The 12084-nt window shown below is 45.2% G+C and carries 10 protein-coding genes; 1 reads left to right on the top strand and 9 read right to left on the bottom strand.

The features are described 5' to 3' along the window. Positions 1 to 83: 83 nt before the first annotated feature. The gene (locus HXT46_RS00665; protein ID WP_421786047.1) at positions 84 to 2435 is read left to right on the top strand and encodes a transglycosylase domain-containing protein; all 2352 of its coding nucleotides are present in this window, start codon (positions 84 to 86) and stop codon (positions 2433 to 2435) included. A gap of 548 nt (positions 2436 to 2983) precedes the next feature. On the opposite strand, the gene HXT46_RS00660 is transcribed toward HXT46_RS00665, so the two are convergent. The 9 genes from HXT46_RS00660 to thiO form a co-directional block, all read right to left on the bottom strand. Beyond that, the gene (locus HXT46_RS00660) at positions 2984 to 3697 is read right to left on the bottom strand and encodes an HAD family hydrolase (RefSeq protein ID WP_004112821.1); all 714 of its coding nucleotides are present in this window, start codon (positions 3695 to 3697) and stop codon (positions 2984 to 2986) included. A 129-nt stretch (positions 3698 to 3826) separates the two neighbouring features. Next, complete coding sequence (locus tag HXT46_RS00655) at positions 3827 to 4441, bottom strand: heat shock protein transcriptional repressor HspR (RefSeq protein ID WP_004112824.1); 615 nt, start codon at positions 4439 to 4441, stop codon at positions 3827 to 3829. A 40-nt stretch (positions 4442 to 4481) separates the two neighbouring features. Continuing rightward, the gene (locus tag HXT46_RS00650; RefSeq protein ID WP_174190839.1) at positions 4482 to 5525 is read right to left on the bottom strand and encodes a DnaJ C-terminal domain-containing protein; all 1044 of its coding nucleotides are present in this window, start codon (positions 5523 to 5525) and stop codon (positions 4482 to 4484) included. Positions 5526 to 5734: 209 nt separating this feature from the next. Beyond that, a complete protein-coding gene (gene grpE, locus HXT46_RS00645) occupies positions 5735 to 6505 on the bottom strand; it encodes a nucleotide exchange factor GrpE (protein ID WP_415705199.1) in 771 nt (256 codons plus the stop codon). After that, positions 6505 to 8397, bottom strand: a complete 1893-nt coding sequence (dnaK, locus tag HXT46_RS00640) for a molecular chaperone DnaK (protein WP_004112831.1) — start codon at positions 8395 to 8397, stop codon at positions 6505 to 6507. Before dnaK ends, grpE begins: the two co-directional genes overlap by 1 nt. Before the next feature lie 200 nt (positions 8398 to 8597). Next, positions 8598 to 9326 carry a HesA/MoeB/ThiF family protein gene (locus tag HXT46_RS00635; RefSeq protein ID WP_285089122.1) on the bottom strand — a complete coding sequence of 243 codons (729 nt, stop codon included), beginning with the start codon at positions 9324 to 9326 and terminating at the stop codon, positions 8598 to 8600. A gap of 42 nt (positions 9327 to 9368) precedes the next feature. Beyond that, positions 9369 to 10187 (bottom strand): thiazole synthase, encoded by an 819-nt coding sequence (locus HXT46_RS00630; protein WP_004112835.1) that lies wholly within the window; start codon positions 10185 to 10187, stop codon positions 9369 to 9371. Positions 10188 to 10272: 85 nt separating this feature from the next. Next, positions 10273 to 10479, bottom strand: coding sequence for a sulfur carrier protein ThiS (gene thiS, locus HXT46_RS00625; RefSeq protein ID WP_004118156.1), 207 nt, complete (start codon positions 10477 to 10479; stop codon positions 10273 to 10275). Between the two features lie 54 nt (positions 10480 to 10533). Continuing rightward, a complete protein-coding gene (gene thiO, locus HXT46_RS00620) occupies positions 10534 to 11604 on the bottom strand; it encodes a glycine oxidase ThiO (protein ID WP_004118154.1) in 1071 nt (356 codons plus the stop codon). Positions 11605 to 12084 lie beyond the last annotated feature (480 nt).

Here is a 12084-nt window from a genome sequence, read left to right as displayed (position 1 = left end):
CTTTTATAATACTAGCTTTTACAAATATTACACATGATATTACATATGATTAAAATTCCTCGCCAAGCGCTAACTTGGATTATATGGTTGCAAATAGTAATGGACAAAATTCGCACTCTTCTAATACAGGACGCACTGTAAGAAGCGCGACTTCTGCAGAGGAAAAACGACGCGCAAACGCCAGAACTGGAACAGCCAGACCAAGCGCAACAAGGCAGAGGCGTCAAAGAAGAAAACACAAAAGAATCCGCGACACGTGGCGAACAAAACATCCAATCCTATTTTGGGCATTAATCATAATTTTTACACCAATAATCCTTGGCACACTCGTATTTGCGGTTATGTATGTAAACACCGACATTCCGCAGCCAGATAAGATTGCAATGGCAGACAAAACCAAGGTGTACTACGCAGACGGAAAAACAGAAATCGGTAGTTTTGCGGAACAAAATAGAGAAATCATAAGTTGCTCTGCGCTAAAACCATATGTTGGCAACGCGATAGTCGCAAGCGAAAACAGATCGTTCTACAAAGACGGTGGAATTGATTTTAAAGGAATTGGACGCGCAATAATTCACAACATAACTTCTAAAGGACGCTGGGGCGGGTCCACAATCACACAACAGTATGCAGAACGCTACTATCTTGGTGAAACAAAAACGTATTTAGGCAAGCTTCACGAGGCGATTCTAGCTCTAAAAATCGCGCAAACACAAGATAAAAATACTGTGCTATGTAACTATATGAACACTATTTATCTTGGTCGCGGAGCGTATGGAATACAAGCGGCAGCAAAAGCGTACTTTGGTGTAGAAGCAAAGGATCTTACACTATCTCAAGCAGCAATGCTGGCTGGAATAATCCCTGCACCAAGCAGCTGGGATCCTGCAATTATGCCTAAAGAAGCGAATATGCGATTCAAGCGCGTTCTTAGGATTATGCGTGAAGACAAGTACATTACTGACGCAGAATATAAAAGCGCTAAAATGCCACAAACCATTAATCAGACTAAGCAAAACGTTTATTCAGGACCTCAAGGTTATTTGCTTAACATGGTTCGCAGCGAGCTTACTCAAAGCGGAGCTTTTACAAAGGAAGACCTTGATACTGGCGGATATCGTATTGTTACAACAATCGACAAAGCTAAGCAGGATTTAATGTTTAGTGTGGCAAGCCCTGCTATGGGTGGTCGCGGAATTGCTCCAGCTGGATTGCAAGTAGGTGGAATGAGTGTAAATCCTAAAGACGGGTCAATCATATCCGTTTATGCTGGAGATGACTATCTTTCTAAACCGCTTAATAATGCTACTCAAGCCCTTTATGAACCTGGAAGCACCATGAAGCCATTCGCTTTAATCGGTGCTATTCAGGCTGGAACAAGTCTTAATACGCTGTTTAATGGAAATTCTAACCTAAAGTTTGAAGGCATAGATAAGCCTGTTAACAACTATGCAAACACTAATTGGGGAACAATCAACCTTTATAAAGCAACAGCAAACTCCGTGAACACGCCGTTTATGTCTTTGCAGCAAAAGCTTGGGCGTAGGGCTGTGGCTCATACTGCTGTTACGGCTGGCTTGGATCCTAAGAGGATTAATGGCGAAAATCCGTTCACAGTGTTGGGTAACGACCCTGTGCATGTTAGCGAAATTGCGCGAGCCTATTCTACGATAGCAAGTCAGGGGCGCAGGCCAGATATTCATATTGTTGCTAGCGTTAAGAATCCAGATGGTAAAGAATTTTATAGAGCTCCAACATCTGGACGACAAGTGTTTTCTCCAGCAGACATGGCTCTTACCACTAAAGCTCTGCAAGGCGTTGTGCAATATGGTACTTCTACGGAAGCTAGGGGTGTTGGCAAACCTATAGCTGGAAAGTCTGGTACCGCAAACGATGAGACTGCATGCAGCTTTGTTGGTTTTACTCCTAGTGTTGTAACCGTGTTTGCTATATGGTATCCGAATGCGCAGGGAAATCCTCAGCCTGTTCCGTCTTTCCGCGGTTATCCAGGCGGTGTTGGGTATTCTGCACATTTGTTTACAAAGTATATGCGTCACGCGCTTACTGGAATGCCTACCGAGAAGTTCCCAGAAGCTAAGGATAACGGCAAAATTGGTGGTGAAGATGGCAAGTGGGGACTTGGAGGCAATAGGCATACTTCGGAATACGACTACTCGGATAGAGCTTCTGACGATAAAGAGCCTTATAAGGAAAATAAGGATAAAGTAGATAGGACAGAAAATAAGCCTTCAGATTCTGCAGGCGCGGCTGCTGGCGACTCTTCACGCGGGTCCGAAGGATCTTATGGATCTGGGCTTGGTTCGGGAGAGTCTGGTCAAGCTGAACGCAATTCGTCTGGAGCATTTGACTCGCCAGGATCGCCATATGGATACTCTGGATCAGAGACTCAAGAAGGCGCTGCTGGCGGCGATTAATCTACGTGATTCTGTAATCTCGTAGTGCGTTCGCGCGCTTAGGCCGCGCGAACGACATTTCATATTTACTGTTTACTGTTGCGCGAGGGCTGGGTGTTTCTACGCTCGCACGGATTAGCCGCGCTCACTCCTTCGCCGCATGTAAAGTCCACTGGACTTTACATTTAAGCGGCTCAGCGAATCGAGGTGACTTCTCGCGCGCTATGCAGCTCGAAGTCGTCGATTCGCACAACGCTCCGCCTCTTACGTGTAGTCTGTTGTTGCGGTTGTTCCGATTTGGCTTTGATTTTGTTTTTTGGGTTGAAGTTTGTTTGTAGGGTGATTCATTGGATTATTTAGTATCGGCTGCCGCTCTTATACTGTTCGACCAAGAATCACCCAGCCCTCTTACGTGCTTGAACAATTGCGTATAGCTTAATCACCGAGATTCTCGATTTTTCTTGCTACTTCAGCGAATCACCATCAAAGATGCTGAGGTTCGCTTCATTCGCTGCGAAAAATCTCGAATCTCCACCTAGCTTGATGTAATCATGTAGTGTGTTTGTATGTTACTGCGCAATTCGCGCAATAATGTAGCGCTCAAGCGTTTGAGGCGTAACATCTTCGTATCCATGTATATCAGCGAATTGCGGTCCGTTACTTACGTCTAGATTCGAGTACGCTGTTTGTGCAAGAGTCGTCGCCCCCGAAGCCGCAGCCGACTTTAACCCTGCAAACGAATCCTCAATAGCGATGCAATACTTCATGTTTTGCGCACTAATACCAAGCAGTTTCCCTGCTGCTAAATATGGCTCGGAGCTTGGCTTTGTAGCATATCCATCGTCTCCGCAAATGTATCCTGCAAACGCACCTTTTGGCGCATGGTTCACAATGTTTTCAACAAGTCGCCTTGGTGAATTGCTCACTAGAATCGAAGGGATTCCTGCATCCGCTAATTTTTGCAAAAGATTCAGAACGTCTGGTACCCATGGAACCTCTATCTGCTCTTTTTGCGCTACATAGTCCACCATCGCGTTGCCGATTTCTTCAACGCCCATTTTTGTTCCGCGAGCAATCATGGCTTCAGCAACATCTTTTAAAGATCCACCAGAATACTGCCAAGCTAATTCTTCGTTCCATTCGCCACCATGTTCTTTTGCGATTTGGATTTCAGCATCATGCCAATACGGTTCCGAATCAATTAACGTGCCGTCCATATCCCAAAAGACTGCGGAAAGCTTGTGATTTGTGGTGTTTTGCGCTGCTGTTGTGTTTATTGCCATCAATACCCTTTGTTTTGTCGCTTTACGTATGCGATATTTATCAATATTTATATTTTATATTTACATTTTATATTTAAACATTTGATTAGTATTTAATAATATCTAAACTAATGTTAGACTGCTACATTGCTATATTCTGAATGCTCGCCACAAAACAACAGACTTATCGTCGTTTAAATCATCATAATCACAATTGTTGTATTGAGCATCGTTTTGCGAGTGAGAATGTTTATTATACGATGATGGCAATGCTCGCTGTTGAACACGAATGTCGCGTCGCCAATCCTTTGCGCTTTGTGACCTTTGAACTTCTACAATATTCCCATCTACAGTCGCAGTAAAAATATTTCGTTCAGCGCAATTGGCTTCTTCAATCAAGTGTCTTACTTGTCTTTTAAGCTGGCGATTTTCTTCTTGCAAAGCCAAAATACGCATTATTCCAGCAAGATTTACTCCATCCTCTTGGCTTAGTTTTTGTGTTTGCACAAGCCTATCTATGTCTCTAAGCGAGTATCTTCTAGCTCCACCTTCTGTACGCTGTGGCATAATCAAGCGCAGCCTGTCGTACTGTCTTAGTGTTTGTGGATGAGTGTCGGTTAGGTTGGCTACGTGGCTTACTGTAAAAATCGGCATGTCGATTTTAAAGCCGACTTCATCTGCGCCGTCAAGAGTTGCGCTTCCACGCACTAACGCCACTGCACACATTTCGTACAATGCTTTAGTTTGGCGCTCCAACCTAACCATGACTTTTCCTTTCTACACGCACACACTAAGCGATTTGTTGCTATGCGCGCAAATCGTGCACTTCTTGCTCATATGATTCTCCGCATGCCTTGTTGAATTCTTTTGCAGCACGCTTTATCATCATGCCAGATCGCTTTGGTATTTGTATTTGTACGATTCCTACAAAGGCTCCATTTTTACCTGGCACGCCTTCGCCTTCTACACGTACTTCGCTACCGCTAGATGTTCCAGCTGGCACTTTAAACACTACTGGCTTACCATCTAGGTTTTTAAGCGTGACTTTTGCTCCGCGAACAGCCTCATCTAGTGTAAGCGGAAGATTTGCCACTAAATCACAGCCGCGTAGAGAAAAATTATCAGTTTTTTCTACCTGAACCTGTAAGTACATATCTCCAGCTTCTCCACCAAACTTCCCTGGCTTGCCCTTGGACTTTAAGCGGATTTTTTGCCCATCTTTTACTCCTGCTGGAATATGAGTTTTGAACGACTCTCCGCCCGATCGAAGCGAAACCGTAGCACCTTTGAACGCTTGTTTAAATGTTAGTTTGATTGAAGTTGTAATGTCTTCACCGCGTTCAGGCGAATTTTGTGGAGCAGATTGACCATATTGACCATATTGACCATATTCTGCGCCACCATTAAAGCCACTTCCTCCAAATCCTTGCGAAGATTGCGCTCCTGCACCTCCCGTGAACATGGAGAATATGTTTCCCATGTCTGGTCCAGCTCCGCTTGTGGAGAATCGCACGCGAGACCCATTTGAGCCTCCGAACATCGATGAGAATATATCGCTGAATCCACTTGCGTCGAATCCGTCTGCTCCAGAGCCTCCAGCGAATCTTGCTCCGCCCGCTCCAAATTGGCGTATCGCATCGTAACGCTGACGTGTTTGCTTATCTTTCAACACGTCATACGCTTCGGACACGTCTTTGAATTTTTCTTCCGCTTCTTTTGTTTTGTTTAAATCAGGATGATATTTTCTAGCTAGTTTTCTGTATGCTTTTGTGATTGTGTCTTCGTCGGCATCTTTGGAGACACCGAGCACTTTGTAGAAATCTTTGGCTAACCATTCATTTTCAGCCATTTGTGCCTCCTTCTTATGTTTCGAGCACATTGGCATAACATTTATATATAAACCTTAAATAAAAACCTACTCGTGTTGGTTTTGCGTTTGTAAACAGTGTTTTAAACGTTTTAAACCAGCACGAGTAAGTTTTTATGGGATTCTTCGCAAGTCGGTAACTGCGTTTTATTGCGTTACATACAAACCATACGAATGTTTCACAGCGTGTTTCACGAGTTCGCTGGCGACGCAACAACCACTCTAGCTGCGCGAATCACTCGATCTCCGATCCTGTATCCTGCTTCTACAACAACATCTACTGTGTCTTTTGTAGCATCTGGATCTGGCTTATGCAGAATCGCATCGTGCTTAGTCGGGTCAAATTCTTCGCCCTTTTCGCCGAACTTTTCAACGCCGAATTTCTCAAATGCTTTGTCTAACTTTGCAGCAACGGCTTTAAATGAATCGTCCATATCACTATGTTCACGAATACGATCAATATCATCTAAAGCAGGTAGCAAAGCTGTTAAAACATCGATAATTCCATGTTGACGGAATCGATCTTGCTCTTTAGAAGCACGGTTGCGGAAGTTTATGAACTCTGCTCGCTCGCGTTGCAACGCTTCCAAATACTCCGCCGCCTCTTTTTTGGCTTTGCCAAGCGGTGTTAAAGAATCTTCTTCTTCGTTGCTTTGCGTGTCTGAAGAATCATTATTTTCTTGAGACTTACTAGCGTTGGCTTTATCGTCGGTTGCTGGCGACTTTTCCGCATCGGCACTTGCATTAGCATCCACATCTTGTGTTGACGTATCTTGCGTCGCCGCATGCTTTGCCTCATGAGCAGCTGCGTCTTGTGCTTCGTTTTGTGATGCATCCACATGCTCACTAGACGAGGCTGCACTAGCAGAATCAGCTGGATTTGACGATTCTTCCAAATCGCCAGCATCCGAAGGCACATCTTCCAATCCGCTCAAGTAGTCGTTGGCGTTAAACTCGGACATTACTTGTTGTCCTTATCGTCCTTGTCGTCGTCCACCACTTCGGCGTCAACCACGTCGTCATCCTTTGCAGAAGATCCAGCGCCAGCATTTGCATCAGATGCAGCACCAGCAGCGCCAGCCTGTGCACCAGCCGCACCCTGCTGAGCGTAAAGCTGCTGACCAATCTTTTGAGCAGAAGTCATAAGCTCGCTCTGAGCAGACTTAATCTTCTCAATATCATCGCCCTTCAAAGCTTCCTTCAAAGCATTCACCTTTTCGGTAACTTCCTTGGAGATTTCGTCAGAAAGCTTATCCTTATTATCGTTTACTAGCTTTTCAGTCTGGTAAGCGAAGGATTCTGCCTGGTTGCGAGTATCAGCTTCTTCCTTGCGCTTCTTATCTTCAGCTTCGTGAGCTTCAGCTTCCTTAACCATGCGGTCAATCTCGTCCTTTGGCAAGCCAGAACCGCCCGTAATCGTCATGGACTGTTCCTTACCAGTGCCCTTATCCTTAGCGGAAACGTGCACAATGCCGTTAGCATCAATGTCGAAAGTAACTTCGATTTGTGGAACGCCACGAGGAGCTGGAGCAATACCAGTCAACTCAAAAGTACCAAGAGGCTTGTTATCACGAGCAAACTCACGTTCACCCTGATAAACCTGAATCAACACGGATGGCTGATTGTCTTCTGCAGTAGAGAACACTTCAGAGCGCTTAGTTGGAATTGCGGTATTACGCTCAATAAGCTTCGTCATAATTCCACCCTTGGTTTCAATGCCCAAGGAAAGTGGAGTTACATCAATAAGCAGAACGTCTTTGCGGTCTCCCTTAATAACGCCCGATTGCACGGCTGCACCAACAGCCACAACCTCATCTGGGTTCACGGACTGATTCGCTTCCTTACCGCCCGTAAGCTCCTTTACAAGCTCCTTGACGGCTGGCATACGAGTTGAACCACCAACAAGCACCACGTGATCAATCTGGCTTACGGAGATGCCAGCGTCGGAAAGCACGTTGTTAAATGGTGTACGGCAGCGACCGAGCAAGTCGGAAGTCATTTCCTCAAAGTGAGCGCGAGTCAAAGTCTCATCCAAATGCACTGGAGTTCCGTCTTGAGTCATTGCCAAGTACTGCATAGAAATTGAAGCAGAAGTAGAAGAGCTAAGCTCCTTCTTTGCCTGCTCAGCAGCTTCCTTCAAGCGCTGCAAAGCAATCTTATCCTTGCTCAAATCAACGCCGTACTTGTTCTTAACTTCGCCAACAAGCCAGTCGATAATCTTCTGATCCCAGTCATCGCCACCCAAGTGGTTATCGCCATTAGTTGCCTGCACCTGGATTGTAGAGAAGCCGTCGTCATCCTTACCAATCTCAAGAAGCGACACATCGAAAGTACCGCCACCCAAATCGAATACCAAAATGCGCTCGTCTTCCTTGCCTTTTTCAAGGCCGTAAGCCAAAGCTGCAGCAGTTGGTTCGTTAATAATACGCAGCACGTTCAAGCCTGCAATCTTACCTGCATCCTTAGTTGCCTGACGCTGTGCATCGTTGAAGTAAGCTGGGCATGTAATAACGGCATCGGTTACTGGCTCACCAAGGTAGGCTTCAGCATCGCGCTTCAACTTCATTAAAACCTGTGCGGAAATCTCTTGTGGAGTCCACTTCTTGCCATCAATCTCAACAGACCAATCCGTACCCATATGGCGCTTTACAGAGCTAATCGTACGATCAACGTTTGTAACTGCCTGACGCTTAGCGACTTCACCAACCAAGATTTCGCCCGACTTGCTGAATGCCACCACGGATGGTGTTGTACGCGCACCTTCTGCGTTAACAATAACTGTTGGACTGCCGCCTTCAAGCGTTGCAATGCAGGAGTTCGTTGTTCCTAAATCAATACCTACTGCGCGTCCCATAATATCTCCTAGCTATCTTTATCTATGTACCTTTTAATCTATGTACTCAAATTCTTGGCAGCCAGCCTTGCGACTAGCCACTTTTTCTTTTTACAAAACTTGAGTCTAACACACTCAAGTTATTAAAGTCAAATATTTTGGTGCGCGTTTCGCAAAAACTTAATACTACTCCACTCAACTTTTGTAACTTTTCGCAAAGTTCACGCAAATCTAAAATGTCGAAGCGAGTTATCAATGGCGTTATATCGCGCCAAAACCCCAATAAGCGGCTTTCCTATACCAGTTATAATCTTGATTGCTTCAGTTGCCATCATTGCGCCAACAATAGCTGCAGTTGCGCCTAATACAGCCGATTTTGGCACTTTTTCTTTAGGCGGAGGGCAAGCATACAAGTCACGCAAAGTAGGTCCTTTTCCTGGCACAAAAACGCTTACTTGACCTTCATAATAAAGAACTGAGCCATAAACTTCTGGCGTACCAGCATGCCAAGCAGCATCCGCAATCAAAAAGCGCGTAGCAAAATTATCACAACCATCAATTATTAAGTCGTGATTTTCTACAAGTTGTTTTGCGTTGTCTTCATTAAATCTATTTACAAGGTTGATTTTTAAACCTGGAGATAATGCCTGCAAGCGCTTAGCTGCAAGTTGAGCTTTCGACTTGCCACACTGATCCACAGTGTATAAAGTCTGCCTTTGCAAATTAGAAAGCTCTACAACATCGTCGTCACAAATCGTGATTTCACCAACTCCTGCAGCAGCAAGCGAAAGCAAGCACGGCGAACCAAGTCCACCTGCCCCAACCATGCAGATTTTCGCATCGCGAAGTAATTGCTGATGTTCATGCGTAAAGCCCGGCAGGAGCAAGTGGCGGCAAGTGCGTTCCGCCTCAAGCTCCTGCAGGTTGTCATAAATCTTATTAATCGTCATACTGAATATGCTGAATCAATTACAGTACAAAATTTACAGAATTTACAGTACTGCGTCAGCCCAAGCGCGACCTTCAACAGGCGAAGACGCGAGCGCATGCTCACGCTTAGGAATACGGCCAGCATCGTGAGCAAGCTTACCAGCAGTTACAGCAGCAGCCATTGCACGACCCATCTTTACAGGATCTGGGCAGCGAGTTACAGCGCTTGCAAGAAGCACGCCCGAGCAACCGATTTCGAAAGCTTTAACAACATCTGAAGCGGTGCCAACGCCAGCATCCAAAATCACAGGAACGCCAGATTCTTTGCTTTCTTGAACAATCAGCTCAATGTTTCGAGGATTCAAAATACCAAGTCCAGTTCCAATTGGAGCACCCCCTGGCATAACAGCCTTCACACCAAGCGACACAAGGCGACGAGCCACAATCGGATCGTCATTAGTGTAGCAGAGCACGCTAAATCCTTCTTCAACTAGCTTTTCTGCAGCAAGCAAAACTTCGCGAGTGTCTGGGAGCAAAGTATCGTCGTCTGCAATCACTTCGAGCTTAATCCAATCAGTTCCAAGTGATTCACGAGCCATTTTTGCTGTAAGAACAGCATCATGAGCAGTTTTGCAACCAGCAGTATTTGGCAAAACGTTAATGTTATGGCGCTGCAACATACCGTAAATATCAACTCCAGTTTTTGCGTGACGACGCAAAGCAACAGTTGCTACTTCCGCGCCTGAAGCAACAAGTGACTTTTCCATAATGTCAATGCTTGTCATTCCACCCGTGCCAAGCAAAAGCCTTGAGTGCAAGGTCTTACCGCAAAGCTGCCAAGTATCGACATTTTCTTCATTATTTTCTATATTTTCTGTCATTTTAAGCCTTTTATATAAATTTTTTGAAACTATACTCAAATTATTTGAAATCAACCGCTATTGTGGATCAGTCGCCTATTGAGGGTCATCCGCCCTGAACCGCGCTGAGAATTTCGATCTTATCCCCATCGCAGATGATGGTTGATTCCCATTGGGCGCGCTTAAGCACATCGTCGCCAATGGCGACCGCAATGCCAAAACCAGAGTCAGATCCGTAGAGTTGTGCAACAAGTTGGGCAATAGTCAAGTTATCCTTCACTTGAGTGGTTTCACCATTGACGACGATTTGCATAATTCAACCTTTATTAACGTCAATTAAAACTTGCGTAACTAGAAACTTGCGTCACTAGAAGCGAGCAGGATTGCAGCTCTCCAAGAAGCCCTTTTCCTTCTCAGTCAACTCTTGCTCAAGCACAAGCTTTGTAGTCAAAGACGAACCCAAAGCTGTGAGCAAAATGCCGTGACGGAAGTAACCAGTAGAAATTGTGGTGTGCGTCTTAGGATCAATGCCAATGAATGGCAAATCATCTGGAGTTCCTGGGCGACCGCCAGCGGTAACCTCAGTAATCGAGCATTCCTGGATGCCGGGAAGTACGCTTGCTGCATCACGAAGCAAGTCGAGCACACCGCCAACCTTTGGAATATCGCGGTCGTCTTCACGAGAAGTAGCGCCGAGCACAAGCTCGCCTGTTTCCTTAGCGCGAGGCACCAAATACACTGGGCGGTCATGCACAAATCCACGAACCACAGAGCTTAAAATTGGGCGCAAAGGCTCTGGAATAGTCATACGAATCATGTCGCCCCACACAGCGCGAAGCTTAAGCTGAGGAAGCATTTCCTTAGCACCCAAACCAGATGCCAAAACCGTGTCTGGACCCAAATCGTCTGGAGTGCTTGCGCGACGCTCAATAACAACACCACGCTTTTCAAGTGCATCAATCATTGCTGCAGTAAACTGACGAGGATTAATCTGATGATCATCCGGAACGCTTACAGCGCCTGCAATCGTCGGCGAAAGCGCAGGTTCAATTTCACGAAGCTTACTCACAGAAATATGCTCAGCTCTACGTCCGTAACGGTGCTGCAAGTTTAGCAACTCGTTTACGTGCTCGTTATCTGCAGCGTCACCGCCAATTACGTAAGATCCGCACTCTAAGTAGCCAGTTGGCTTATCGGTGTATTTTGCAACCGAATCAACCAATTCCTTATACATAGTTGCAGACTCAAACATGAGCGGATACAAGGCATCCTGCTGATATTGCATTTCTGCGGTAGGAGCTAACATGCCGGCAGCATGATGAGAAGCGCCAGAGACTGGATCTGGGTCAATTATGCTAACTTTTACGCCAGCTTCTGTAAGTCTCCAAGCTGTTGCTAGACCAATGATACCTGCACCAATAATACGAATATTTCGCATAATACTCCTTCCCTACGGCGGCATTACCCGCATCAGGTTTACGGTCGGCTTTCGCCCTCTCAGCCTGTATAGAACAAGCTCCCGTGTTTCGTCTATTTTGGTTAATTTCAGACCTTTTAGACTGTTTTTAGATTATTTTTTAGACTATTTTCTCTTTTTGGCTTTTGCAATCACAACTACTGGCGATTATTCGCGATAGTGCAATCCTGCAAACGTCCCCATACGGGTGATTTGCAATTTTGCTTTGCATAAGTCACAGTTATGGATTTTAACACTTTTGTGAAAAATTACTAAATTCACTGGTATGTTCTTCGCAATATTCTCCAAAATGTTATTTGTCGTTTTCTTTGCTATGTTATTCGGAGATTCCTTCTGCGAATTCTTCCGCGTCTTCTTCCGCGTCTTCTTCTGTACATGAGCAAACAAAATGTGGAAAAGAAGAAAACAATTAATGGCTTGAAGAGATTATCTCCAAGCCAT

The organism is Gardnerella sp. DNF01204 (genome assembly GCF_049244145.1).
Classification (GTDB): Bacteria; Actinomycetota; Actinomycetes; order Actinomycetales; family Bifidobacteriaceae; genus Bifidobacterium; species Bifidobacterium vaginale.
The sequence above is the reverse complement of the archived record's forward strand: the minus strand, read 5'-3'. Positions and strand labels throughout refer to the sequence as shown.

Excerpts from the sequence above, each read along its gene's own strand:
- thiO (WP_004118154.1), bottom strand. The coding sequence starts at position 11,604 with ATGCGAAATATTCGTATTATTGGTGCAGGTATCATTGGTCTAGCAACA.
- HXT46_RS00650 (WP_174190839.1), bottom strand. The coding sequence starts at position 5,525 with ATGGCTGAAAATGAATGGTTAGCCAAAGATTTCTACAAAGTGCTCGGT.
- HXT46_RS00660 (WP_004112821.1), bottom strand. The coding sequence starts at position 3,697 with ATGGCAATAAACACAACAGCAGCGCAAAACACCACAAATCACAAGCTT.
- HXT46_RS00630 (WP_004112835.1), bottom strand. The coding sequence starts at position 10,187 with ATGACAGAAAATATAGAAAATAATGAAGAAAATGTCGATACTTGGCAG.
- HXT46_RS00655 (WP_004112824.1), bottom strand. The coding sequence starts at position 4,441 with ATGGTTAGGTTGGAGCGCCAAACTAAAGCATTGTACGAAATGTGTGCA.
- HXT46_RS00635 (WP_285089122.1), bottom strand. The coding sequence starts at position 9,326 with ATGACGATTAATAAGATTTATGACAACCTGCAGGAGCTTGAGGCGGAA.
- thiS (WP_004118156.1), bottom strand. The coding sequence starts at position 10,479 with ATGCAAATCGTCGTCAATGGTGAAACCACTCAAGTGAAGGATAACTTG.
- dnaK (WP_004112831.1), bottom strand. The coding sequence starts at position 8,397 with ATGGGACGCGCAGTAGGTATTGATTTAGGAACAACGAACTCCTGCATT.
- HXT46_RS00665 (WP_421786047.1), top strand. The coding sequence starts at position 84 with ATGGTTGCAAATAGTAATGGACAAAATTCGCACTCTTCTAATACAGGA.
- grpE (WP_415705199.1), bottom strand. The coding sequence starts at position 6,505 with ATGTCCGAGTTTAACGCCAACGACTACTTGAGCGGATTGGAAGATGTG.